Consider the following 23,921-nt stretch of genomic DNA (forward strand, 5'->3'; position numbering starts at 1 on the left):
TCGTGATGAAAGCCAAGGCGGCGGATGAGAGTGATCTCGGCGTCGACCCTCAACGGCACGCTGGGCTCTACGGAGCCCAGCGTGCCAAAGCCATGTCAGCCGTTCTTCTCGGGCTGCTTCTCTCCGTTCTGGATTACGCCATAGCAAACGTGGCGCTTCCCTCCATTGCCCATGATCTGAATGCGCCGTCGTCTCGCGCGATCTGGGTGGTGAACGCTTATCAGCTCGCCAATCTGTCCTGTCTGCTCCCACTCGCGTCTTTTGGCTCCCGAGTAGGCTTTGCCCGCATGAGCCAGATTGGGATTTTTCTATTCCTCATTACGTCGGTTGGCTGTGCCCTGTCCCAGAACCTGCTGGAACTGACATTGGCACGCGCCCTTCAAGGTGTGGGTGGCGCCTGCATCATGAGCGTAAATATTGCGCTCGTACGCTTCATTTATCCTCATGCAGAGCTTGGTAAGGGCATTGCTCTGAACGGTCTGTTTGTTGGGATTGGCGTCGCTCTTGGCCCGACGATTGGGTCGATCGTCCTTTCGGTCGCAACGTGGCCTTGGATCTTCTGGATCAATCTTCCACTCGCACTTGCCGCTCTCGTCATGGCCCATTTTGCGTTGCCACAGACACCGCGGAGCGAGACGCAGGCAGACATTCCGGGTTCCTTTCTGACCGTAGCATCCTTCGCTTTGCTCGGCATCGGGTTGGACGGATTGATGCATGGCGATTTTCTACCAGGATCGTTGCTCACGGGAGCGGGCATCATCTGCTGGTGGCTGCTTCTACGGTATCAAAAGGGACGGCGTGAGCCAATTGTTCCGGTGGATCTTCTGGCGCGGCGGCCTTTTCTGTTAGCGTGCCTGGTCGGGTTTCTCGGTTTTGTAGCGTCCAACCTCTACATCGTCGCCATGCCATTCACCTTGGCATCGGCTTTTCATCGTGGAGATTCCACGATTGGATTGCTGATTGCGCCTTGGGCTGTTGGCGTCGCGGTGATGTCTTTTGTCGTTGGAAAGATTGCTGACCGCTTTCCCGCTTCGGTTCTGTCCTCGCTCGGACTGCTCCTGACAGCATTCGGATTTATGTTGCTCTGGTTGTTGCCCTTGGACGCGAGCAACGCTGCGATCGCGTGGCGAACCCTTCTGGCTGGATGTGGGTTCGGGCTTTTCCAGCCACCCAACAATCGGGCCATCATGGTGTCTGCGCCGGCTGGGCGGGAAGGTGGGGCCAGCGGCATGCTGTCCGTCGCTCGGCTGGGTGGCCAGACGACGGGTGCGCTGCTCGTTGCAGCTCTTTTCACGATCTTCCCATATCCAGCGTTCATCTGCCTTGGAGGCGCGATGATCGCCGCGCTAACGGGATCTGCCCTTAGTCTTGGGCGGAAATACCTCGCAGACTGAAGAGCGTCGTCGTTCGCTGATCGGTACTTTCCAGCTCCTGAGTGGTCTGGACTTTCTGTTGAATCAGAATGTCCAGATCCAGCTTTGGGGCGTAATGGCGACCCGGATCACAGAGCCAGACTTCGCAGTGCCGGGCACATTCCAGCAGCCATGGCATGATGCGTGCAGCCATAGCCTCGTTGTAACAGACGTCTCCGATCACCAGCAGATCACAGTCCGGTTTCGATCCGACAAGATCGCCCGGACAAAGCACTACTGTCACGGCATTGAGCGTAGCGTTAAGGGCCGTTGCTTCGAGAGCCATAGGGTCAATATCATTGGCCGCAGCAGTGGACGCACCCGCTTTTACGGCGGCAATGGCGGCTAATCCGCACCCACACGCCACGTCCAGAACTCTTTTGCCTTCAACGCGCTGCGGATTATCCAGAATGTATCGCGCAATAAGCTGGCTACCTGGCCATGCAAATGCCCAGAACGGGGGCTCAATACCGTGCGCTTCGAGGAAGGCTTCGCTGGCCTGCCAGATGGGAGTGATGTCTGTTGCCAGATGCAGGGGAATTTCGGGAACAAGGCTGGCGGTCTCGACCGCCGTATTCTCGCGGATAAATGCCGCGGGGTCCTGCAGTCTGACTGACATGATGTTCAAAGTCTTCCGCAGATAAAGGCCAGAGCCAGAAGGAAACCGATTGGAACGTTCTGCTTGAATTGTCGCAGGCAGTTTGGCGCATCGTATGGGTTCAGCGTGCGGGCCTGCTGGAGAAGGAGGCCACCTGCAATCAGGAAGAACAGCCAGAACCCCAGATGCAGATGGGCATGAATGGCGACGAGTCCCAGCGCCAGAAGCATCAGGCTGTAGCAGGTGGCAATAAAGGGCTGAGCGCGCTTTTCCATAAGGCGAGACGTGGAGCGAACACCGATGCGGGCATCATCTTCCATGTCCTGGAAGCCATAGATGGTATCGAAGCCAAGCTGCCAAAGGATGACAGCGCCATACAGCAGCGCGCCATTTCCATCCAGGCCGCCCCCTGCTGCGGCATAGCCCATGGGCGCACCAAAACCGAACGTGAAGCCCATGACGAGTTGTGGCCACCACGTCACACGTTTCGCCGCGGGGTAGAGCGCCACAAGCAGCAAAGCAAAGGGCGCCAGAAGCCAGCATGTGCGCGGCAGACACACCAAAACGCCCAGACCGCACAGTAGTAAAAAGGCCAGCAGCTTAAGGCCCTGCTTCAGGGAGAGCGCACCGCTGGCAAGCGGACGGCCCGCGGTTCGAGCAACCTTGGCATCAATATCGCGGTCCCAGATGTCATTAACCACACATCCGGCAGAGCGCATAACGAGTGAGCCGAATGCAAAAAGGGCCGTGTAGACAATTCGGAGTCCGAGTGGCGCATCTGGTGCAAGGAACAATCCCCAAACCCCAGGGAGAAACAGCAGCCATGTCCCAACTGGGCGATCCAGTCGGGCCAAAAGTGCGTAGGACCGCCAAGGTTCAGGCAGGCGGCCGGTCCAGCCTGTCAGGCTGATATCGGTATGGGGGCGGGTTTCACTCATCAAAGCACGTGATGAGGGGCAGATGCGCTTCCGTCAATGGCTGTTGCGCGCTATCGGAAAAGGATGAGCCGATCTGATCCCCGTCTTTATCTTGAAGTGCCGGATGTTCCCTTCACGGAAGGGCTGGAACTTCCTCTTCCCGCCAGTCAGGCCCACTATCTTGGCAATGTCATGCGGCAGAGCCCTGGAGATCCGGTACGTGTCTTTAATGCGCGCGATGGAGAGTGGAACGCCATCATCCAGACCTTGCGAAAAGACAAGGGAACAGTGCGGCTGGGAACGCGAGAGCGCGCACCTCAGGTCACAGAGGGTGTGGAACTGCTGTTTGCGCCCCTCAAGCGGGATGCAACAGAACTCGTTATTCGGATGGGGACTGAACTCGGGGTGACGTGTTTTCGGCCCGTCGTAACCGAACGAACCAACACGCACCGCCTGAACCTCGACCGTCTTGCCCTGATTGCCAGTGAAGCTGCTGAACAATGCGAGCGGCTGGATATTCCCGAAATCCAGCCGCTGGAGCCCTTGAAATCCGTTCTTGCGGAATGGCCTGAAGACAAGCCGCTGTTTGCGGCTCTTGAGCGACGTCCCGGGGCGGATGGTCCTTTGGTCGCATCTGCTCTTCTCATTGGGCCTGAAGGTGGCTTTTCCGATCCAGAGGTGGCGATGCTTCAGAAGCATCCTGCTGTTCATGCACTGACACTGGGGCCGTTGGTGCTGCGCGCCGAGACGGCTGTCTGCGCCGGACTGGCGCGACTTGCACTGCGTCGTGGCGCCTGAGGGTGACAGGACAGTCTGAGGTGCTACAAGTTCAATCAATATCGAACAACGATCGCAAATCGAGGCAAAACCGCCATGTCCAATCCCGGCACGTCTAATAGCGCAACGATCGAGAATCGGGCGCAACTCGTCGAGGTTCTGGAACGGGGCTCCAAGCCGCGGTCCGAATGGAAGATCGGAACCGAACACGAGAAGTTCGGCTTTGTACTGCCGGGGCAGGATGATGGGCGTACACCGTTGTCAGCGCCGCCTTATGAACCCAAAGGTATTGGTGCGCTGCTGCGGAAACTGGAGGGGCCGGACTGGGCCCCTATCCACGACGGTGAGGCGCTGATCGGTCTGGCAGGGCAGAACAGCCAGAAAGGGCGGTCCATTTCTCTGGAGCCCGCTGGACAGTTCGAGCTTTCTGGTGCGCCGGTTGTCTCTTTGCAGGAAACGCAGAGCGAGATGCAGGAGCATTTCGATCTGATCCGCGGTCCTGCTGCTGAACTCGGATTGGGCTTTCTGCCATTTGGTTTCCAGCCGCTCTGGGCGCGCGACGAGATGCCGTGGATGCCCAAGAGTCGTTACGCCATCATGCGCAGTTATATGCCCAAGGTTGGCACGCTGGGCCTGGATATGATGACGCGGACCTGCACTGTGCAGGTCAATCTGGACTTCGGTGATGAAGCCGACATGGCTCGCAAGATGCGTGTATCGCTGGCGCTTCAGCCATTGGCTACGGCTCTGTTCGCGAATTCGCCTTTTGTGGAAGGCAAAGCAAACGGCTTCCTTTCCAATCGCGCCCGTATCTGGACCGATACCGATAATCAGCGTTCAGGTCAGCCATCGCTGTTCTTTGCAGAAGATTTCAGCTTCGAGAAATACGTGGACTGGGCGCTGGATGTGCCGATGTATTTCGTCGCTCGGGACGGGAAAAACATTGATGCCAGCGGCTGCTCCTTCCGGCGTTGGCTGGAAGGTAGTGCGCAGCCCGCTCTGGACGGTCTGACGCCGACTATTGGTGATTTTGAGGATCACCTCACGACTGTTTTCCCTGACGTGCGCCTCAAGCAGTTCCTTGAGATGCGTGGCGCGGACGCCGGTCGTCCGGAGATGATGGTTGCCCAGTCTGCGCTCTGGGTTGGCTTGTTCTACGATGCCGCAACATTGGAAGCCGCTGAAAAGCTGGTATTGGAACAGCCTTGGGAGGTTTATCAGCAACTCCGTGCGGATGTTCCTGCCAAAGGCATGCAGGCTGACTTCCCCGGGGGCCTGAAAGCGCTGGCAAAGCGCGTTGTGGCTCTCGCGGAGCAGGGACTTCGTGCCCGTGTTCGCAACGAAGCACAGTTCCTGGACCCGCTGCATCTGATTGCAGATGGTGGTCCCAACCAGGCTGAGTACTGGCTTGCCCTGTATGAAGGTGCATGGGGCGGAAATGTGAAGCCGCTGTTCCGCGAAGCATCGATCTAAAGTCAGACGTATTGGAGTAGGGCGTTAAGCCCTGCTGCGATCAGTTTCCGGTTTGTGCAGGAACACGTTATGGAATGCAGGTGCGAAGCTTTTTGCAACCCATGACCTGATCGGCAGTTCCAGAGGCATGATGAACCGTCTTTTCTTCCGCGCGGCTGTAGCCAGCGCTTTCATATCCGTAGCAGCCCTTCCGCTGCCTGCCATGGCTCAGGCCGTTCCCGCGCAACTCCGTCCTGTGGATCAGGGCTGGGTCGCGCGCGTTCAGGATACGCTGGCGCAGATCACAACGCTTCAGGCGCGGTTTCAACAAATTGCACCAGATGGGAAAGCTGTTGCCGGGACAGCGACGCTTGATCGTCCGGGGCGGATGCGCTTCGACTATGACAGTCCCAGCCCGCTTCTTCTTGTCGCCAATGATGGCAAGGTCGTTTTTCAGGATCGGAGCGTCGGACAGGTAACGGTCATGCCGCTGGACCGTACTCCCCTCGGTTTGCTGCTACGGCCTGATCTGAAGCTCTCGGGCGATGTCACGGTGACAGGATTTGAGCGTAAGAACGGTCAGATCAACCTTCAAGTTGAAAAAACAGACAACCCGGGTGAGGGGAATCTGACCCTTATGTTCTCCGAAGCGCCACTTGCTCTTCTGGGGTGGGAAGTCGTGGATGCTCAGGGCCGAACAACGCGCATCGCCCTGTCAGATATCAGGACGGGAGGGAGCGTATCCCAATCTCTGTTCACGCTCCCGAAGTCTGAGGACTGACGTTCAGTCCTTTGTTTCGCGGGAAAGCTCCAGTGCGCGGGCATAAACCGTGCGCTTGGGCAGTTTGATAATTCCCGCCACGAGAGTGGCCGCATCCTTCACCGAATGACTGGTCAGCGCTTCGCGGAGATGCGTATCCAGATCATCTGCTCCGCTATCGTCTTCCGCTGAGGGGCCGATCAGGAGCGTGATCTCCCCTCGTGGTGCGGTTTCCTGGAAATGGGCGAGCACTTCCGCCAACGTTCCCCGCACCATCTCTTCGAAGCGTTTTGTTAGTTCTCTGCCAACCGCTGCCTCACGGTCAGGGCCGAAGACAGTGATCAGGTCTTCCAGTGTCTCGACGAGGCGGTGCGGCCCTTCATACCAGATCAGTGTGGAACGAACGCCAGCCTGTTCTGAGGCCCGAAGCGTCGCGAAGCCTGTCTTGCGGGCTTCGCTTCGTGGCGCTGGAAAGCCGAGAAACATGAAGGGAAGAGGGGGGAGGCCTGAAAGGGTCAGAGCCGTGATGACAGCGTTCGGGCCCGGGATGGCCGTAACATGAACGCCAGCGGCGATTGCTGCCCGGACGAGCCGATAGCCCGGGTCCGAGACAAGCGGAGTACCTGCGTCTGACACCACGGCGAAGCTGGCACCAGCCACCATTTTTTCCACAAAGAACGGTGCGCGATCCTGTTCGTTATGATCATGAAGCGTTCGTGTGGGAGTGGAGATGTTGCGCGACATCAATAATTTTGCCGTAACGCGTGTATCTTCGCATAAAATAGCTTCAACACTGTTCAAGGCTTCAATCGCGCGCTCGCTGATATCGGCCAGGTTGCCGATCGGTGTCGCAACCAATATCAGTTGTCCCCCCACTCTCGGGCCATGCTCCGAAGGCGGGGCGGCCGTTAACGTTTCAGCCGTATCGCTCAAGGGAGTTTCAGCGGAACATGACTTTTCGGACATCTGCATCCTCGGTGACGAACTCAAGGGTCTATTCTGGACCGATGAGCCGTCTGCGCAAGGGTGTAAGCACTGGGCTGGCCGCAGGAACTTTCCTGACGCTGGCCGCCTGCTCCGGCGGAAACTCCTCTTTGACATCTGGCGTGGGTGGAATTCCCGGCTCAGGCCAGGCTCCTGGCGCGCATGACGTTGGCCTTATCCTTCCCCTGACGGGACGCTACGGTGCCATCGGTGCGCGAATGCGTGATGCAGCCAAGCTGGCTCTGTCTTCACAAGGCTCGCCTGTGCTGGACGTTCATGACAGCAACGCTGCCGGTGGCGCAGCTCAGGCTGCCCATGACGCCCTGACGCGTGGCGATGCCATGCTCCTGGGGCCGCTAACGGCTACAGAAACTGCGGCTCTCGCACCGCTGGCTGTTGAAGCAGGCAAGCCTGTTCTAGCGTTTACAAGCGATTCCACGCAGGCTCGTTCTGGCGTCTGGGTGATGGGCCTGACACCGGAGCAGCAGGTTCGCCGGATGGTGGATGCTGCACGTGCAACAGGCCGTAAGAATTTTGCAGCCTTCCTGCCGGATAATGCTTTGGGGCACGCTATGGCAGAAGGATTGCAGCGGGCCTGTCGGGATGATGGGCTGAAAGATCCTCAGATTGTTTTCCATTCCACAGACGCACAAACCATCGATGATGGCCTGAAATCCCTTTCAGATATCGCCAATCGCCAGCCGCCGGCACCTGTGGTTTCGACGCCGACCGGTCCATCGGCTGTTGATCCTGCCGCCGATTCGCCTGCCGACTCGACAACGCCTGCGCAGCCACCAGCAACTCCAGTTGCTGCGCCAGTGGTGCCGCCCCCTCCGTTTGATGCTCTTCTGCTGGCAGATACCGGTATGGAGCTAGGGCGCATCATCACTGCGCTACACGCTGACCAAGTGACGTCAGATCAGGTGCAGATCATGGGGCCAGCACTCTGGAAGGCATTCGATGGCAAGCTCAGTGCCCTGCATGGGGCCTGGTATGCTGCGCCCGATGCCAAGGATCGCAATGGGTACGTGGCCCAATACAAAGCGGTTTATCATCAGGCGCCATCACCTGTGACGGATTTCGCCTATGATGCCGCAGCTCTTGCCGGCAATCTGATGAAGCAGGGAGGCCCGACCGTTCAGGCATTGACCCGTCCGGACGGCTATATGGGCGTGGATGGCCTGTTCCGCCTGCGCGCTGATGGTCATGTCACTCGCGCGCTGGCCATTTTCCAGATTCAGCGTGGCGGTGGTGCCCGCATCGTTGTTCCAGCATCACGGGACATTGCGATCCGTCCAAGCTGAGAAAATACTGCTGGTTCAGAAACAGAAACACGCGTCCATGGTGATTGGCGCGTGTTTTTTTATGGCTTTTCTTGAAAGCCAACTGGCGTGTCAGGGGCAATCCTGACCGTGCAGATCAGGCTGCGTAGGTCTCGGCCAGCGGCAGAACCGGGCGAATGGTGTGAAGAGCCAGTTCAAAGCTGGCATAGCTGCCCAGTTCATGATTGCGTAGATGATCGATCAGCACCCAGCGCATCCCTTGCGGGCGGAGCATGTAGGCTGGATCCGGGTTCTCACGGACCCAGACCAGAACATGCTCAATGGGTGTCGTTCCATCGAAATTCGTGATCCCGGAATCCGTCGGTGTGATTTCTGCATCGAAGAGACCCATCCGCATTCCGGCTTCCAGCCACCGCGACAGATATTCGCGATGACGAGGGAGAACACCCTGCCTCAACGTCACGACATTACCGCCCATCGAAACGGGTGAAAGATCGTATAGGGGAGTTGCCTGCGCCATCAGGAAAGTCCTCATCAGAGCGGGGCGGGGGAGCCCGTGGATTGCGATAAGGTCAGGCTAAAATCCAAACGGCCCCTTTCACAATCTAAAATGACGCCAAAACGGCTTCCGGCGACATAAACTTTCTCTACTGTGACAAATCTGCCATGCAAAAATTGCATAGCTCAACATGTTGTTGTCATATTCCGATACAGCGCCTTATCCCACCTCCGGTGAAGCCAGAGCCACGAACCCGGCTCTTGCTCTATCCACTCCTGAAGCCGGTCATTGAGTTGCTGTGTCAGTGCCAACACGTCTGCCTGACGATTCTCGGTAGGCTGTGGATCAATGGGGGGATCCACAACGAGTACCAGTCTGGCAGGCCCTTCGCGGCGCACATGTCCGGTTACAATCAAGGCTTTATGCCGCAGGGCAAACACGGCGGTTGCAGAGGCTGTCATGGCAGGGCGGCCGAAAAGACGGGCCTCGATGCCATCATTCATTTTTTGGTCGCCGAGCACGCCTAAATGCCCGCCGTGAGACAGGTGCTTCAGCGCAGACCGTGCTCCACGTGCTCCTTTGGGGAACATCGGAACATCCATGCGCATGGCTCGGCGGCGGAGGGCGTGGATGATGGAATCTACAATCGGATTGCTGGCTGCCCGATAGAAGGAAGCAAAGGGCATCCCGAATCGCGCGACGACCGGGGGCATGAGTTCCCAGTTGCCAATATGGCCGGAAAAGAAAATGATCGGGCGCCCCGTTGCGCATGCGGCTTCCAGATATTCTGATCCTTCAACACGCCATCCTGGTCCCGTCGGCGTGTTCTGTTTCAATCGGCCCACATGCGGAAACTCCGCCACGGTGCGCCCCAGGTTTTCCCAGCAGTCTTTGACGATACCGCGCCGCTCTTCCCTGGTCAGCTGTGGCATGGCCAGTTGCAGGTTTCGGTCGGCCACTCTGGAGACGGGAATAAGAGGTCCGATATGGCGTGCAACGGAGCCACCCAGTGTGGACGCGGCCGCAGGGGGGAGAATGCGCAGCCAGCCCAGCAGGACGCGCACAAGCAGGGCTTCCGCCCGATGTGGAATTGAAGTCATGAGTGAGGGAACAGAAGATCCAGAATATGGTCCGGCGCTTTTGGGTCCGCCCAAAGAAGCTCAACGTTGATGACGGTGACCTGCGCCCGGAAAGCGGGAGGAAGTTTGACCGCATCCTTGGCTGTGGTCACGAGCGTGGTTCCGGATTCCCGACGCAGCGTTTCAAGGCGCTGGATGTCATTGGCCGAGTAGGCATGATGATCCGGAAAGGGAAGGCAGCGAACAGGAGAGACTCCTGCATCCTGCAGCATGATGAAAAATTTATCGGGGCGGCCGATCCCCGCGAAAGCGACAACTCTCCGGCCTTGCAGACCGCGGATTTCAGGGCCCGGAACCAGTCTGGCCTGAGCTTTGAAGAGGAACGGGGGAAGGGTAAGAAGCAGCCCGTGACGGTCTTCCCCGATGATGACCACACACTGCGCACGCTTCAGAGCATCCAGCACCGGCTCACGCAGAGGACCGGCGGGCATGACCTGTCCATTGCCAAACCCCACGACACCATCCACGACCAGCACCGAGAGGTCCTTGTGAAGGCCCGGGTTCTGGAAACCATCATCCATCACAAGGCAATCAGCGCCTTGGCCAACCGCCAGTCTCGCGGTCTGGGCCCGGTCTGCTCCGACCCATGTTGGCGCGGCTTTTGCCAGAAGAAGAGGCTCATCGCCAACATCACGGGCGCTCGAACGTCCCGGATTGACCTCCAGCGGCCCTTTCTCTCTGCCACCATGACCGCGGCTGAGAATATGGGGAGAATGTCCACGATCTTTCAGTCGTTGGACCAGATCCAGTGTCAGGGGTGTTTTCCCCGTGCCCCCAGCAGTCACGTTGCCGCAGCATAGTACCGGGACTACGGCTCGATAGCCTTCGCGGGTCATGCGGCGACGGGTCAGACGGGTCGCGATTCCTGCCAAAGGGCGCAGCATGAATGCCGCAAGGCCTACCCTCGGGACGGACCAGAATCGCGGAGCCCGTAGTCTCATCGTTCAAGTGTCTCCAGAATGCGGGGGCTTAGTCTGGACACCACGGAGCGCTGAAGCACTGCGGGTGAAGGCGTGACATGAGGTTCAGTGATCCACTGGCTCAGACTATCGATATCCTTAACGATGTGAAGATAATCGTGCAGCAGGCTAACCGCTTCCCGCCAGTTTTCCATAAGAGGGCCGGTTGCCGTTGGAATGCCCAGGCGAAGTGGCTCGAAAGGATTATGGCCACCGCCTTTCCCCGCGAGAGAGTTGCCGAGGAAGCAGCAATTTGCGAGTCTGTAGAACAGACCCAGTTCCCCTAATGTGTCGGCAATCCAGCCATGTGTCTTGTTGTTCGGCTCCTGCCCAACGGATCGTCGGGGCAGATCGAAGCGCGAAGCCAGTTCCTCTCCGCGTTTTGGATGCCGGGGGATGAGGATCGTCAGAAGGTCGGGTTGTTTTTCTCTGGCAAGCGCTGCTGCGGCCAGCACCAGTTCCTCCTCACCAGGATGAGTCGAAGCCGCGACGAAAACCGGACGATTTCCAATCACGTCCTGAAGTCGTTCCAATTCAGCGAAGTCGCATGACAGAGGAGGAGCGTCCTGTTTGAGGTCTCCATCTTCATAAACGGCTTTGGTGCCTAGGGAGCGGAAGTGTGCCGCATCTTCCGGGCCTCGGGCTGCAACCCAGGAAAGGCGAGAAAACATGCGTCCAGTCAGGCTTGAGGCTTTTTTCCACCGGCGAGCCGAGCGATCCGAGAGGCGACCGTTGACCAGCATGACGGGAATAGCCTTGCGGTAGCAGGCTGCAATGATGCCGGGCCAGAGTTCACTTTCTACAAAGACAGCACCGTCCGGCTTCCAACGTTTGAGAAATCGGCCAAACCAGCGCGGCACATCGTGAGGAATAAAACGATGAGAGACGCGGCGCCCGAATTCCGGATGGCGGCTGACAATTTCTGCGCCGGTCACCGTGGCGGTTGTGAACAGGACATGCAGATCCGGGCGCTTTTCCAGAAGATCATCAAGCAATGGTCGCGCACACAGGGTCTCCCCCACGCTGGCAGCATGTATCCAGAGAAGTGTACCTTCAGGGCGATGACCGCCCCCGAGACCCATTCTTTCACGAAGGCGGTCTGGCAGCTCCCGTCCTCGCTTCAGACGTACCCGCAGCATGATCGTCAGAGCAGGAGCCAGAAGGCTGCCAACGCCCCCCCACAACCGATCCATGACGGAAAGATTTTGATTGCGGACGTTAGCTTCCGCCTGCTCCGCAACGGCATTGAGTGCAACACGGAGCGTCTCGGTATCCGGTTCAAGAAGCGGTTCACCGACCACGACAGACCCGCGCCCAAAGGGAAGTGGAAATGTAAGGCCGTCCCACGAGGGCAGACGAAGGCTGTTGCAGGCCATACCCAGCGGAATAATGGGGCGTCTGGAAATCCGCGATAGCACGAGAATGCCCGGCTGAACCTCCTCTGCCGGGCCGCGCGGTCCATCTGGAGTAATGGCGACAAAGGCACCCTGCTTCAGTTCCCGGAAAGCGACTCTCAGTGCCGCCGCGCCGCCTTTGTCCTTCCCTTTGCGGGACGTGGAGCCATGAATGCCAATGATTCCCCAAGGACGAATAGCATCCGCGATAAGGCGTCCATCCGCGTTACGGGAAATCAGTACCCGCAGCTTCACCCGTGGTTCGATCGCCCGGGCCCAGAACCAGAGCGCTGGAGCCAGTGTCAGGGAACGGTGCCAGAGGGCAAGAACTGTTCCCTGATCAGCTTGCGTCAGAAGCGCTCTTGCCTGTTTGGTGCCTCCGACATTCCAGTGGGTGGAGCGCAGACAGGCACCTAACCAGACATGGATCATGCGAGCGGGCGATATCATGAGCAGTCGGGTAGCATGGTCAGATGGCGCTCGCAAAACTTTGTGACAGACTGTCAGGCTGCTTCGTGATGAACCTGAAGACCGGTGAAGGTTACCCGGGCCATATCGGCGTGACTTGGCGCATGCCAACCCTGTTCGCCGACCACGGCTTCAAACCATACACCCTGTGCTATCGCGGCAGAGGGCAATGAGAAGTGATTTTCTGTTCCGTTGACGATGATGCGCATCAGACCATTCGGAGACGTGTGAATTTCATAGCGAATGGTCTGATGCGGATAAACCGTGCCGACCACAACGCTCTGCTTGGATGTGCCATTATCCACGAGTGCAAAGACCCGGTCGCCCTGAACACTTAGCTCCGCCACTGGATGCTGTGTGCTTGCCAGGCGGCCGATGACCACTTTTCCATTTCGCGGAAGCTGATCAATGTGCACGGTCGCCGTCATGTCAGAATTCGTTTGCTGAAAATACCACGCGGTATTTTCTCGCAAAAGCGTCTCCGGAGCGACCTTTCCACGGATGACTGGCTGGAGGCCGTCAGTCGTGAGCGTCAGGGCACCTGTCTGCTGATCGCGGGAGTAAAAAGCTGTGTTGTAGCCAGAGCCGAGTGTCGTGGACGGAACAAGATGCAGGCCCAGACGCTTGGCAGGCTCCTGAAGTGTAAAAGCCGAAATGTCCGGCGCTTGCGGTACATCCATGGCATGCACCGGCATGGCGATCAGAGCACTCAGGCAAAAAGCTGGGCCAGCAAGTCGGGAGATCATAATGTGTCCTTCCGGGGTTCTGGTTGTGACGTCAGATGACTGTTTCAACGCAGAACTCCCGAAAAGGACGCATGATTAGCGGCTCATGAGAACCGTGAGTTTCATGTTCTCAAGAATATGACGGGTCACGCCCCCCAGAATCATCTGGCGAAGACGGGAGTGGGAGTAGGCCCCCATGCTCAGCATATCGGCACCAAAATCTTCAGCCCCCTTCAACAGGCCGGCACCGACATCCTTATTGATGGGGTCGCAGGCGCGTGTCGTAGCGGAAATGCCATGCAGACGCAGATAACGGACAACATCGTCGCCCGTAGGGCCGCGACGCTGATATTCCTGGCATGTCAAAACCTGAACGCCTTCCGCGGTATGCGCCCATGGCAGAATGCAGCGGAGTGCAAGCGAAGACTCGGGTGTTCCGTTCCAGGCAATAGCAATGCGGCTGCCTACTGTTTTCGGAGCAATTGGCGGAGCAATGACCAGAGGACGCCCGCTGTCAAAAAGAATGGCATGCAGTGTTTCTGATGCGCGCGGGTCAGTGGCTGAAATGAGATTGGGCACGAGCGTCATGTCTGCCAGGCGTGAGCGCCATGTCAGAGCATCATGTTCCGTGCCGTCCAGTACTTCGAGGCTGGCACTGACACCGCCGCCAATCGACATGCCGATCTTGGAGGCTTCGACGCGGCGAAGTCCGTTATTATGCACAAAGCTGTCGAAGCTGTGTCGGATCCTGATAGCGCGGCGGTGGGCTTCCGTGGCCGCCGCATCAATCATTTCCGTCACCATTCCGGCAGAAATGCCTTCGCCAGCGAGTGTGGCAACTTCGGTCGGGTCTGATCCGACAACGACAGCAGACAGGTGTGCATCAAAACGACGGGCAAAATCCAGGGCCACCGACATGACTGAATCCAGATCGTCGGCCCCGGTGAGGGGGAGAAGGATGTTCTTGATTTCGATAAGCATAACGTAAGGCTCCCCACCTTGGGAAAAGGGTGTTCTCTATCTTTACGGATAAAGACGCGTGACGTTCCATTCAGATCCATCACGAGTCCATAATGCTCGGTCATGGAGGCGGAAAGGCCGGTCCTGCCAGAACTCTATGGCGTCTGGAGCAACGCGGAAACCTGTCCAGTTGTTCGGGCGTGGAATAGGGCCATTGCCATATTTTTCTTCTGCGGCCTTCAGGCGCTCTTCAAAGGTGCTGCGCTCATCCAGAGGGCGTGACTGGTCAGATGCAATCGCCCCCAGCCGGGACATGGGCGACCGGCTGGCGAAATAAGCATCTGCTTCTTCGTCACTGACCTGCGTAACCGGTCCTTCGATCCGGATCTGCCGACGCAGGGACTTCCAGTGGAACAGCAGGGCGACATGCGGATTGGCCAGCAGATCGCCACCCTTGCGGCTCTCCACGTTGGTATAGAAGACAAACCCGCGTTCATCTGCCCCTTTGAGAAGAAGCATGCGGACGGAAGGGCGACCGTCTGGCGTTGATGTCGCAACGGCCATGGCGTTGGGATCATTGGGCTCAGACGCTTCAGCATCTGACATCCATGCTGCGAACAGTGCGAACGGATCAGCAGTCAGATCGATGAGAGGCAGAGAGGACATGGAAGTCTCCTGAAGCAGCGTGGCCGGCCCGAAAGGGCGATTTAAGAACCATAGCGGTTCCGTCCGGGACCCGGAACAGACCCTGTCAGGTTCCGGTTCTGAATTATGACGTTGGGTGCACTATATAGAGAAAGGAAGAGCAAATGCCTTGACCTGCCTCATGGGCCTGAAATCCACACTACGGCTGGAAACTGCCGTCGAAGGGGCATTGAGTGTCGTGTTACTCTTGTTTGCTGGCATCTCTTGTGCGACCACGGCGCTAACACGCCAACGCGATTCAGGAAACCACAATGTCTGAAACAGAAGACAACATCCCGGCACCAGTGACCGGCACCCTCATGAAGGGTAAGCGCGGTGTCATTATGGGTGTTGCCAACAAGCACTCCATCGCGTGGGCAATCGCTAGTGCCTGTGCTGCACAGGGTGCGGAACTGGCCTTCACCTATCAGGGTGAGGCTCTTGGCAAGCGCGTTCGTCCGCTGGCAGAAAGCGTTGGCTCTGATCTGGTCCTGCCCTGTGATGTCAGCGATGATGCCGCAATCGACGCCACGTTCGACGAGATCGAAAAGAAGTGGGGCAAGATTGATTTCGTGCTTCACGCCATTGCTTTTGCTGACAAGCAGTACCTGCGCGGCCGTTATATCGACACGCCGCGTGATGCTTTCCTCCAAGCCATGGACATTTCCTGCTATTCCTTCGTGTCCGTCGCCCGTCGCGCGTCTGCCATGATGAATGCTGGTGGTTCGTTCCTGAGCATGACCTATCTCGGTGCCGAGCGCGTCATGCCGCACTACAACGTCATGGGCGTTGCCAAGGCGGCTCTTGAAGCCTCCGTGCGTTACATGGCCGCTGATCTCGGCCGTGACGATATCCGCGTGAACGGTATCTCCGCAGGACCGATCATGACGCTGGCAGCCAACGGCATCAGTGACTTCCGCTACATCCTGCGCTGGAACCAGCTCAACGCCCCGATGGAGCGTAACGTGACCCTGAAGGACGTTGGCGGTTCAGGCATGTACCTGCTCTCCGACCTCTCCAGCGGCGTGACGGGTGAAATCCATCATGTGGATTGTGGCTACCACACGGTTGGCATGAAGAACCCGGCAGCTCCGGACATTGCAGCTGTCAGCTCCGGGGACTGACATGTCAGACAATAGCTTCGGGCAACTCTTTCGCGTCACCACCTGGGGTGAAAGTCACGGGCCGGCCATTGGCTGTGTCGTAGACGGCTGTCCACCCCGCCTGAAGCTGTCCGAAGCGGACATCCAGCCTTGGCTTGATCGCCGTCGGCCGGGGCAGTCCCGCTTCACTACCCAGCGTCGGGAACCGGATCAGGTCCGGATCCTGTCGGGGGTGTTTGAAGGCCAGACGACCGGCACGCCTATTTCGCTGATGATCGAAAACACCGATCAGCGGTCGAAAGATTATGGTGAGATTGCCCAGAGCTATCGTCCGGGTCATGCGGACATTGCTTATGATTTGAAATATGGCATCCGTGATTATCGGGGTGGTGGTCGCTCGTCCGCTCGTGAAACGGCCATGCGTGTCGCAGCGGGTGCTGTCGCTCGTGTGCTGCTGAAAACGTTGGTTGGGGAAGGCTTGAAGATTCGCGCAGCTCTGACAGGGATCGGCGGTCAGACTATTGATCCCTCCCGCTGGGACTGGGACGAAGTGGAGCGCAACCCGCTCTGGTGCCCGGATGCTGCGAGCGTTGGTCCTTGGGAAGAGCTACTCGACTCTGTCCGTAAAAATGGATCGTCCATCGGGGCCACTGTTGAAGTTGTCGCGGAAGGCTTGCCGCCGGGCCTCGGTGCGCCAGTCTATGGCAAGCTGGACGCAGACCTTGCTGGCGCTCTAATGGGCATCAATGGTGTGAAGGGCGTTGAGATCGGCGACGGTTTCGCTGTAGCGGCTCTTCGTGGTGAGCAGAACGCTGATCCGATCGCACCGGGGCCACAGTTCGCGTCGAACCATGCGGGTGGCATCCTGGGAGGCATCTCCACGGGGCAACCGATCGTGGCTCGCTTTGCCATCAAGCCAACCAGTTCGATCCTGACACCCGTGCCCAGCATCAACAGTGCAGGGGATTCGGTAGAGGTTCGCACCAAGGGACGACACGATCCGTGTATCGGTATCCGTGCCGTGCCCGTGGCGGAAGCTATGATGGCCTGCGTTCTGGCAGACCATCTGCTGCGCAATCACGCGCAGTGCGGTTGGGACAACTGATCCCAGCCTTCGGGTTTAGCTGGCGAGCTTGGCGTCCAGGGTGATCTCCGTGTTGAGAACCTTGGACATCGGACAGCCGATCTTCGCCTTGTTGGCGGCATCGAGAAAGTCGGCCTCAGTCGCGTTCGGCACCACGCCACGAAGCGTTAGATGGGCCTTCGTGACGGCAAAGCCATCGCCAACCTTATCGAGGGAAATTGTCGACTCCGTATCGAGGGAGTCGGCCGTAAAGCCAGCATCACCAAGGATCAGAGAGAGCGCCATTGTGAAGCAGCTTGCGTGCGCCGCGCCGAGCAGTTCTTCCGGGTTGGTGCCGGGCTTGTCTTCGAATCGCGTGTTGAAACCATAAGGCTGGTCCTGAAGGGCGCCGCTCTGCGTCGAGATGGTGCCCTTGCCTTCCTTGATGGTGCCGCTCCAGTGGGCCGAAGCTTTCTTGTTGATGGTCATGAGACGCTCTCCGCGTGTTGAGGGGATGCTGTCTCCAACGTGACCAGACAGGAAACGTTGCCGTGAAAAAACCGTGTGGTGTGGTTGTGATGCCACTCAGGAAAAGCCCTTGGGGATGAATGGGAACCTATGGCGGTTTTCTGCGATTGGCCCTATATCTGGGGCCCGAAAAGAAGATTTCCCCCAGATATAGTGTCCGTGAGGTTCACAGGTAATTTGAATTTGCAAGCAATCTCTTTGGTTGAAATGCAAAGAGATTGCTTGCAACCCTGCCCTCCTCGAGGGCAGGAAAGCGCCTAATCACCGACAGCCGATAGAAGTATTTTGGAGAGCGCAATGACACTTCATGACGTGACGATGGACACGCCACATACGGCCGGCCGCCCGCATGACGTGCTTCCGCCTGTTGACCACCCTGTTGGCGAGCGTGCTGTCGGGGAGGGGGAAGAAACGCCAGACATGTTCGATGATGTCGTGCAGCTTCCGGGTCATCATGCCGTCCGTGTGGATCGTTCGCGTGATTCGCTTCTGACGGATTTTGGCAAGGCGACTCTGAACAATCGCTACCTTCTGCCAGGCGAGCATTATCAGGATCTGTTTGCGCGTGTTGCGTCCTATTACGGGGCGGATCAGGGCCATGCCCAGCGTATTTATGATTACATTTCGCGCCACTGGTTCATGCCAGCTACACCGATTCTGTCTAACGGTGGAACGTCCCGCGGCCTGCCGATTTCCTGCTTCCTGAACGAAGCCGAAGATAGCCTGGAAGGTATCGTCGGCCTCTGGAACGAAAACGTCTGGCTGGCATCCAAGGGCGGCGGCATCGGGTCTTATTGGGGCAATCTGCGCTCGATTGGCGAGAACATCGGTCGTAACGGCAAGACGTCCGGCGTCATTCCGTTCATCCGCGTGATGGACAGCCTGACACTGGCTATCTCGCAGGGGTCCCTGCGTCGTGGGTCTGCGGCTGTGTATCTGCCGGTCTGGCATCCTGAAATCGAAGAATTTACGGAAATGCGCCGCCCAACGGGTGGTGACCCAAACCGTAAGGCCCTGAACCTGCATCATGGCGTTCTGATCACAGACGCCTTCATGCGCGCTGTTGAGGCGGACGAGGAATGGCCGCTGCTGTCCCCGAAGGATCACAGCATCATCCGCAAGGTGTCTGCTCGTGGGCTTTGGATCCGCATCCTGACGGCCCGTATGGAGCAGGGTGAGCCGTACGTCATCTATTCGGATCATGTGAACCGCGCTCGCCCCGAACATCACAAACTCGCCGGTCTTGAGGTCAAGACCTCCAATCTCTGCGCCGAGATCACGCTGCCGACCGGTATCGATCATCATGGCAAGAACCGGACGGCTGTCTGCTGCCTGTCTTCCCTGAACCTGGAAACCTGGGACGAGTGGAAGGATGATCCGCAGTTCATTGAGGACGTCATGCTGTTCCTCGACAACGTTCTGCAGGACTTCATTGACCGTGCCCCGGACGACATGGCGCGTGCCAAGTATGCCGCTGCCCGGGAGCGCTCTGTCGGTCTTGGCGTGATGGGATACCATTCCTTCCTTCAGGCCCGGATGATCCCGTTCGAGAGCGTGATGGCGAAGGTCTGGAACAAAAAGATCTTCCAGCACATCCGCGCTCAGGCCGATGCGGCTTCAAAGAAGCTGGCGGAACTACGTGGTCCGTGCCCGGATGCCGAAGAGTACGGCTTCATGGAGCGTTTCTCGCACAAGCTGGCAATTGCTCCGACGGCGTCCATTTCCATCATTACGGGCAATGCCAGCCCAGGCATTGAGCCAATCAGTGCCAACGTCTTCCTTCAGAAGACCCTGTCCGGCTCGTTCTCGGTCCGTAACCGCCATCTGACCACGATCCTCGAAGAGCGCGGTCAGAATACGGATAAGGTGTGGTCTGACATTACCCTGAGCAAAGGCTCCGTTCAGCATCTGGACTTCCTGACGCAGGATGAGAAAGACGTCTTTAAGACGGCCTTCGAACTGGATCAGCGCTGGGTTGTTGAACATGCTGCCGACCGTGCGCCGTTCATCTGTCAGGCACAGTCGGTCAACCTTTTCCTGCCGGCGGATGTGCATAAGCGCGACCTGCATCAGATCCACTTCCAGGCCTGGAAGAAAGGCCTGAAGTCTCTGTATTACTGTCGTTCCCTGTCGGTACAGCGTGCCGATGCAGTCTCCACGCTGGCCGTGAAGAGCGACATTCTGGACGATGAGAAGTACGAAGCTACCGTGCAGGCTGCCCCGCGTGGCAAAATGAGCAGTGGCGATTACGACGAGTGCCTCGCCTGTCAGTAAGGCGGGTTGGTAGTATCGGTTTGAAAAGCCCGGCTCCTCGTTTGGGGAACCGGGTTTTTTTTATGTTCTCACGGCGTGTCAGGCGCTCTAACGCGACGGAAACCCAACCAGAGCAGGATGAGGCCCAGTGCTGTAGCGATCCATCCGAATATTGCGCCGGGAGGTGCAAAATGAAAGTGGATCCGGGTTGGTCCTGCAGGAAGCGGGATACGTTCAAATAACCCGTCCCACACTTCCGGGACGATGAAAGTGCCATTTACCTCGGCCGTCCATCCCGGCAGTATCACTTCGCGACGGATAAGATAAGTCGGCGCCGGGCAGTTTGCGGCAAGCGTCTCCCGGTCTTTCAGAGTAAGGGTGCAGGCTGCTTCAGTCTCAAAATAGGGGGCAGCGTTCTTCAGTCGGATGAGGTCTCCGGTTCCCGTATGCAGAACGGGCATCATGGCTTCGCGCACAGCCTCTGTCTCAAAGCGGATGCGCGGCCAACCCACACGCTCTTTCACGGTGGACCAGATCATAACGTCTGTGGTGGCCTCTTTGAGGCTTAATGTCAGGGTGTGGGCATCGGCTGGAATGATTCTATCCAGTTCGATCGACGTCAGACCGTTGTCTGTTGCCTCTTTCAACCGTGTCTGACCCGTTGCGCATTGCGTGTCGGAACAAATGGACAGAATCAGAATTCCGTTCGAGTTTCCGGCGTAAGTGCCCAATTGCAGCGTTGCCAGGCGGCTAACCGGCTTTTCCCATGATGAAATATTGATTGTGACCTCTGGCGAGTTCGGCGTCAGAGGAAAGCCGTTTGGCTGGCGGTTTTCTAGGGGGTAGGGCGCGATGCTTGGCATGCCATGACCTGGAGGAACCAGCAGGGCTGATACGCCGAGTTTGGCGAACAGATCAGGATGCCGGGCTAAAGAGGCTTCCAGAAAGGCATCCCCATTTTCAGCAAAAGGATAGGAGCCATTAAAGGTTACGGCGTCGACTTTTGAGCCGAAGTCCTGTTTCAGGCGCTCGATCCATGCTTTCGGCGTGGGAATGGCATTGTGATTGATAGAGGCGATCCGCAGATAAGCGCCATAATTTGGCTCAATCGGTCCAATGGTCACGAAGCGCTGTAGGCCGGTTTCTCCCTGTAGTGCCGTAATAAGGCGTTGGTCTGGGCGGGGTTGTTCCGGATAGGCGCTTAGAAGAGGAAATCCGAACAAAAGAAGGGTCTCAAAACAGAGAACCGTTCCAATAATTTTCGGATGTTTCCTGCTCCATGCAAGAAAAACCACAGTAGCCAAGCAGAGGGTGCCGAAAGCTAGCGATCCCACCGCATAAATGTGGGAGGAAACTGGTCCTTCGGAAACGGAACGAAGTTTCGTCAGGAACTGATGATCCAGAGCATAGGTCGTGACAATCAGGGCGCCCATCACACAAGCAGACAGGATGATTGCTCTGCGGCGCCACACACCACGGAACATGTCATCCAGGGCGAAGACTGCGAGAAGGATCAGGCAGCTTTCCACCATGGGTTCGCAAAGGCGAAAGAATACGGTGTGGCCAAGTCCTGGCACCAGATCGACGAGTTGAGTGAGCCCCGGAACACCGGCCTGTTTTCCCACGACAGCAAGGAAAATGCCGAGCAGCAGGAAGCGCAGCCCTCGCTGGTTGTTGCCCCCGATGGCGCATAAAGCCAGAAACGGGAGAGTAAGCCCGCAATAGCCTCCTAGAGCATACCATGCATCCAATTCGGAGCCGTAGAATATGGGGCCGTTGATGTAGGGGAATAGCAGCATCGACCATGCTTGATGCGGCAGGGTCTCATCATTGATCCCGCCGTGAACACCGATGTCAGCATGGGGAAGGAATGTCAGAAAAGCGAGGAGTTGTGGGGCGGCAATCAAACCTGCCGTGAGTCCCCCAAGGCAGATGTGAAGGGCAAAGCGGGATCTGCTGCCAGGAGCAGTCTGGAAAAAGCGCAGAACTGCAAGCCCTAGCGCGATCAGTCCTAAAAGAAAGGCAGTTTCGGGAAAGCCTGCGAGCAGGAGATAGGTCAGGCTTAGGGCAAGCCAGCCCCAATTTCCGGTTCGGGCACGTTCCACGCCATAGAGAGCGAGGGGCAGAAAGGCGAGGGGTTCAGACGGGCCGTCCGACGCCCATGCATAGGTGCCGTTGAAAGCATAGAGCAGGCCACCGATCAGCGCGGCACGCGGATCGAGGCGCAGCTGTTTCAAAAATGCATATGTGGACAGGCCCGCGATGATTTGCAGAGTGCACTTCATCATCAGGAGACCATTCGGCAGCCCCAGAAATAGCACGAATGGTAGAAAAAATGCGGCAGGCTGATATTCGCCCGCCAAAGGCATGCCGACACCGCTGTAGGGATTCCACCAGGGAATGACACCATGCACCCAGTCGTGCGCCACAAGTCGGCCGAGGGCTTCTACGAAAACGCCTGCGCAACCGTCGATCCAGCCTGGATGTCCCGGGATTAGTCCCTTCGTCGCACTGGCGGAGTTCTGCACCATCAGTGACGTTGTCATCATTGGGTCGCTGGAGCGTAATCCGAGCCACTCCGGCAGATAGATGCAGATCGGCAGGAGGATCAGCGCGAGAAGGTGAGAACGTGGCCAGAAGCGACGCATTTTTTTGGGCATGGAGGCTCCGCCGGGAGGATTGTGTCCTTTGCATAACTAGGGGCATCCAGTGCTTCAAGAGAATGCTCTGTGAAGCGTGACTATGATCGCATCCGAAGCTATGCTGGGGCCAGCGGGGCGCCTACAGGCCTTACTGGCTGCGCACCTCAGCGCCCTTTAAAGGAAACCCTGTGTCCTGGGTAAGATATTGAAAAAAGCGGTATTCGTGCGCTTGGAGCCTTTCCGGCAGGTCGGGCGTATTGAAAACGTGTCTTTGAGGAAAGTAAGGTCATGAGCAACACGACCCCGAATGCTGGCGAAACGCCAGCGACCGAGCAGCATTATGACCTGATGACTGCGAACCCGGTGTACAAGCCGTTTCGCTATCCGTGGGCCTATGACGCCTGGTTGACCCAGCAGCGCGTTCACTGGCTTCCGGAAGAAGTGCCGCTGGCTGATGACGTGAAGGATTGGCACCGTACGTTGACGGAAGCCGAGCAGCATCTCGTGACGCAGATTTTCCGCTTCTTCACGCAGGCGGACGTGGAAGTGAATTCCGCGTACATGAAATATTACAGCCAGGTCTTCAAGCCGACCGAAGTGCTGATGATGCTGTCGTCGTTCTCGAACATCGAGACGATCCATATTGCGGCCTATTCCCATCTTCTCGACACCATCGGGATGCCAGAAACGGAGTATTCGGCCTTCCTGAAGTACAAGGAGATGAAGGACAAATACGATTTCATGCAGTCGTTTAACATCGACAATAAGCGTGAAATTGCGAAGACCATGGCGGCATTTGGCGCCTTCATGGAAGGGCTTCAGCTTTTCGCATCGTTCGCGATCCTGCTGAACTTCCCGCGCTTCAACAAGCTCAAGGGCATGGGACAGATCGTCTCCTGGTCGGTGCGTGATGAAACGCTGCACTGCCTGTCCATGATCCGTCTGTTCCGCACGTTCATCCGTGAAAATCCGGAGCTGTGGACGGAAGATTTCCGTGAAGAACTGAAGGAAATCTGCCGCACGACCGTTGAGCATGAAGACGCGTTCATTGATCTGGCCTTTGAAATGGGTCCGGTTGAGGGAATGTCCTCGGAAGACGTCAAGCGTTACATTCGCTTCATTGCGGATCGTCGTCTGACGCAGCTTGGTCTTGATCCGGTTTATGGTGAGGAAGAAAATCCGCTCCCGTGGATTGATGACATGCTGAACGCTGTTGAGCACGCCAACTTCTTCGAAAACCGCTCTACGGAATACTCCCGTGCCTCTACGTCCGGCACCTGGGAAGAAGCCTTCGAAGGCAGCGTCTTCGAATAATCTGGGG

21 protein-coding genes are annotated in these 23,921 nt (G+C 57.6%); 9 read left to right on the top strand and 12 right to left on the bottom strand.

The features are described 5' to 3' along the window. The first annotated feature begins 5 nt into the window (after nucleotides 1-5). Nucleotides 6-1,394, top strand: a complete 1,389-nt coding sequence (locus KP702_RS03285) for an MFS transporter (protein WP_202206800.1) — start codon at nucleotides 6-8, stop codon at nucleotides 1,392-1,394. Here KP702_RS03285 and KP702_RS03290 read toward each other — a convergent pair. Together KP702_RS03290 and ubiA are read right to left on the bottom strand one after the other, a co-directional pair. Further along, complete coding sequence (locus KP702_RS03290) at nucleotides 1,363-2,031, bottom strand: methyltransferase (RefSeq protein WP_202206637.1); 669 nt, start codon at nucleotides 2,029-2,031, stop codon at nucleotides 1,363-1,365. The genes KP702_RS03285 and KP702_RS03290 overlap by 32 nt on opposite strands. Nucleotides 2,032-2,036: 5 nt before the next feature. Then, nucleotides 2,037-2,948 carry a 4-hydroxybenzoate octaprenyltransferase gene (gene ubiA, locus KP702_RS03295; protein ID WP_202206638.1) on the bottom strand — a complete coding sequence of 304 codons (912 nt, stop codon included), beginning with the start codon at nucleotides 2,946-2,948 and terminating at the stop codon, nucleotides 2,037-2,039. Between the two features lie 36 nt (nucleotides 2,949-2,984). Between ubiA and KP702_RS03300 the strand changes: the two genes are divergently transcribed. From KP702_RS03300 to KP702_RS03310, 3 genes are all read left to right on the top strand, one after another. Continuing rightward, nucleotides 2,985-3,725 (top strand): 16S rRNA (uracil(1498)-N(3))-methyltransferase, encoded by a 741-nt coding sequence (locus KP702_RS03300; protein ID WP_202206639.1) that lies wholly within the window; start codon nucleotides 2,985-2,987, stop codon nucleotides 3,723-3,725. 75 nt (nucleotides 3,726-3,800) lie between these two features. Continuing rightward, the gene (locus tag KP702_RS03305; RefSeq protein ID WP_099210279.1) at nucleotides 3,801-5,177 is read left to right on the top strand and encodes a glutamate--cysteine ligase; all 1,377 of its coding nucleotides are present in this window, start codon (nucleotides 3,801-3,803) and stop codon (nucleotides 5,175-5,177) included. A 127-nt stretch (nucleotides 5,178-5,304) separates the two neighbouring features. After that, nucleotides 5,305-5,937 carry an outer membrane lipoprotein carrier protein LolA gene (locus tag KP702_RS03310; protein WP_215768491.1) on the top strand — a complete coding sequence of 211 codons (633 nt, stop codon included), beginning with the start codon at nucleotides 5,305-5,307 and terminating at the stop codon, nucleotides 5,935-5,937. 3 nt (nucleotides 5,938-5,940) lie between these two features. Here the strand turns inward: KP702_RS03310 and rsmI are convergent, their stop codons facing one another. Continuing rightward, a complete protein-coding gene (rsmI, locus tag KP702_RS03315; RefSeq protein ID WP_215768550.1) occupies nucleotides 5,941-6,774 on the bottom strand; it encodes a 16S rRNA (cytidine(1402)-2'-O)-methyltransferase in 834 nt (277 codons plus the stop codon). Between the two features lie 149 nt (nucleotides 6,775-6,923). Between rsmI and KP702_RS03320 the strand changes: the two genes are divergently transcribed. Further along, nucleotides 6,924-8,204, top strand: coding sequence for a penicillin-binding protein activator (locus KP702_RS03320; protein ID WP_215768492.1), 1,281 nt, complete (start codon nucleotides 6,924-6,926; stop codon nucleotides 8,202-8,204). Between the two features lie 115 nt (nucleotides 8,205-8,319). On the opposite strand, the gene KP702_RS03325 is transcribed toward KP702_RS03320, so the two are convergent. The 7 genes from KP702_RS03325 to pdxH form a co-directional block, all read right to left on the bottom strand. Beyond that, nucleotides 8,320-8,703: a hypothetical protein gene (locus KP702_RS03325; RefSeq protein WP_202206641.1), complete on the bottom strand. Its 384-nt coding sequence runs from the start codon at nucleotides 8,701-8,703 to the stop codon at nucleotides 8,320-8,322. A 164-nt stretch (nucleotides 8,704-8,867) separates the two neighbouring features. Continuing rightward, entirely contained in the window at nucleotides 8,868-9,782 is a 915-nt protein-coding gene (locus KP702_RS03330; RefSeq protein WP_215768493.1) for a lysophospholipid acyltransferase family protein, read from the bottom strand. After that, nucleotides 9,779-10,762 (bottom strand): tetraacyldisaccharide 4'-kinase, encoded by a 984-nt coding sequence (gene lpxK, locus KP702_RS03335; RefSeq protein WP_215768494.1) that lies wholly within the window; start codon nucleotides 10,760-10,762, stop codon nucleotides 9,779-9,781. The genes KP702_RS03330 and lpxK overlap by 4 nt, the downstream gene beginning before the upstream one ends. Beyond that, a complete protein-coding gene (locus KP702_RS03340) occupies nucleotides 10,759-12,624 on the bottom strand; it encodes a glycosyltransferase N-terminal domain-containing protein (protein ID WP_202206644.1) in 1,866 nt (621 codons plus the stop codon). The genes lpxK and KP702_RS03340 overlap by 4 nt, the downstream gene beginning before the upstream one ends. A 53-nt stretch (nucleotides 12,625-12,677) precedes the next feature. Then, entirely contained in the window at nucleotides 12,678-13,388 is a 711-nt protein-coding gene (locus KP702_RS03345) for a polysaccharide lyase family 7 protein (RefSeq protein WP_202206645.1), read from the bottom strand. Between the two features lie 75 nt (nucleotides 13,389-13,463). Then, nucleotides 13,464-14,348, bottom strand: coding sequence for a universal stress protein (locus KP702_RS03350; protein WP_046899585.1), 885 nt, complete (start codon nucleotides 14,346-14,348; stop codon nucleotides 13,464-13,466). A 42-nt stretch (nucleotides 14,349-14,390) separates the two neighbouring features. Then, nucleotides 14,391-14,993: a pyridoxamine 5'-phosphate oxidase gene (gene pdxH, locus KP702_RS03355; RefSeq protein ID WP_202206646.1), complete on the bottom strand. Its 603-nt coding sequence runs from the start codon at nucleotides 14,991-14,993 to the stop codon at nucleotides 14,391-14,393. 290 nt (nucleotides 14,994-15,283) lie between these two features. On the opposite strand from pdxH, the gene fabI reads away from it, so the two are divergent. Next, complete coding sequence (gene fabI, locus KP702_RS03360; protein WP_034881234.1) at nucleotides 15,284-16,135, top strand: enoyl-ACP reductase FabI; 852 nt, start codon at nucleotides 15,284-15,286, stop codon at nucleotides 16,133-16,135. Between the two features lies 1 nt (nucleotide 16,136). Beyond that, complete coding sequence (gene aroC / locus KP702_RS03365) at nucleotides 16,137-17,219, top strand: chorismate synthase (RefSeq protein WP_202206647.1); 1,083 nt, start codon at nucleotides 16,137-16,139, stop codon at nucleotides 17,217-17,219. 15 nt (nucleotides 17,220-17,234) lie between these two features. Here the strand turns inward: aroC and KP702_RS03370 are convergent, their stop codons facing one another. Further along, on the bottom strand, nucleotides 17,235-17,666 hold the full coding sequence (locus KP702_RS03370; RefSeq protein WP_086634066.1) for an OsmC family protein: 432 nt from the start codon (nucleotides 17,664-17,666) through the stop codon (nucleotides 17,235-17,237). 459 nt (nucleotides 17,667-18,125) lie between these two features. Between KP702_RS03370 and KP702_RS03375 the strand changes: the two genes are divergently transcribed. Next, nucleotides 18,126-19,979, top strand: a complete 1,854-nt coding sequence (locus tag KP702_RS03375) for a ribonucleoside-diphosphate reductase subunit alpha (protein ID WP_232309134.1) — start codon at nucleotides 18,126-18,128, stop codon at nucleotides 19,977-19,979. Nucleotides 19,980-20,047: 68 nt separating this feature from the next. Here the strand turns inward: KP702_RS03375 and KP702_RS16095 are convergent, their stop codons facing one another. After that, on the bottom strand, nucleotides 20,048-22,618 hold the full coding sequence (locus tag KP702_RS16095; protein ID WP_252348496.1) for a YfhO family protein: 2,571 nt from the start codon (nucleotides 22,616-22,618) through the stop codon (nucleotides 20,048-20,050). Between the two features lie 270 nt (nucleotides 22,619-22,888). On the opposite strand from KP702_RS16095, the gene KP702_RS03385 reads away from it, so the two are divergent. Beyond that, nucleotides 22,889-23,914, top strand: a complete 1,026-nt coding sequence (locus tag KP702_RS03385) for a ribonucleotide-diphosphate reductase subunit beta (RefSeq protein WP_046899852.1) — start codon at nucleotides 22,889-22,891, stop codon at nucleotides 23,912-23,914. Nucleotides 23,915-23,921: the final 7 nt, after the last annotated feature.

Source organism: Gluconobacter sp. P5B12 (assembly GCF_018812035.1).
Taxonomy (GTDB): Bacteria; Pseudomonadota; Alphaproteobacteria; order Acetobacterales; family Acetobacteraceae; genus Gluconobacter.

Coding starts and splice junctions, on each gene's coding strand:
- KP702_RS03330 (WP_215768493.1), bottom strand. CDS start 9,782: ATGACTTCAATTCCACATCGGGCGGAAGCCCTGCTTGTGCGCGTCCTG.
- KP702_RS03285 (WP_202206800.1), top strand. CDS start 6: ATGAAAGCCAAGGCGGCGGATGAGAGTGATCTCGGCGTCGACCCTCAA.
- lpxK (WP_215768494.1), bottom strand. CDS start 10,762: ATGAGACTACGGGCTCCGCGATTCTGGTCCGTCCCGAGGGTAGGCCTT.
- ubiA (WP_202206638.1), bottom strand. CDS start 2,948: ATGAGTGAAACCCGCCCCCATACCGATATCAGCCTGACAGGCTGGACC.
- KP702_RS03345 (WP_202206645.1), bottom strand. CDS start 13,388: ATGATCTCCCGACTTGCTGGCCCAGCTTTTTGCCTGAGTGCTCTGATC.
- pdxH (WP_202206646.1), bottom strand. CDS start 14,993: ATGTCCTCTCTGCCTCTCATCGATCTGACTGCTGATCCGTTCGCACTG.
- KP702_RS03305 (WP_099210279.1), top strand. CDS start 3,801: ATGTCCAATCCCGGCACGTCTAATAGCGCAACGATCGAGAATCGGGCG.
- KP702_RS03385 (WP_046899852.1), top strand. CDS start 22,889: ATGAGCAACACGACCCCGAATGCTGGCGAAACGCCAGCGACCGAGCAG.
- KP702_RS03370 (WP_086634066.1), bottom strand. CDS start 17,666: ATGACCATCAACAAGAAAGCTTCGGCCCACTGGAGCGGCACCATCAAG.
- aroC (WP_202206647.1), top strand. CDS start 16,137: ATGTCAGACAATAGCTTCGGGCAACTCTTTCGCGTCACCACCTGGGGT.
- KP702_RS16095 (WP_252348496.1), bottom strand. CDS start 22,618: ATGCCCAAAAAAATGCGTCGCTTCTGGCCACGTTCTCACCTTCTCGCG.
- KP702_RS03375 (WP_232309134.1), top strand. CDS start 18,126: ATGTTCGATGATGTCGTGCAGCTTCCGGGTCATCATGCCGTCCGTGTG.
- KP702_RS03300 (WP_202206639.1), top strand. CDS start 2,985: ATGGCTGTTGCGCGCTATCGGAAAAGGATGAGCCGATCTGATCCCCGT.
- KP702_RS03340 (WP_202206644.1), bottom strand. CDS start 12,624: ATGATATCGCCCGCTCGCATGATCCATGTCTGGTTAGGTGCCTGTCTG.
- KP702_RS03290 (WP_202206637.1), bottom strand. CDS start 2,031: ATGTCAGTCAGACTGCAGGACCCCGCGGCATTTATCCGCGAGAATACG.
- KP702_RS03320 (WP_215768492.1), top strand. CDS start 6,924: ATGAGCCGTCTGCGCAAGGGTGTAAGCACTGGGCTGGCCGCAGGAACT.
- KP702_RS03350 (WP_046899585.1), bottom strand. CDS start 14,348: ATGCTTATCGAAATCAAGAACATCCTTCTCCCCCTCACCGGGGCCGAC.
- KP702_RS03325 (WP_202206641.1), bottom strand. CDS start 8,703: ATGGCGCAGGCAACTCCCCTATACGATCTTTCACCCGTTTCGATGGGC.
- KP702_RS03310 (WP_215768491.1), top strand. CDS start 5,305: ATGATGAACCGTCTTTTCTTCCGCGCGGCTGTAGCCAGCGCTTTCATA.
- fabI (WP_034881234.1), top strand. CDS start 15,284: ATGTCTGAAACAGAAGACAACATCCCGGCACCAGTGACCGGCACCCTC.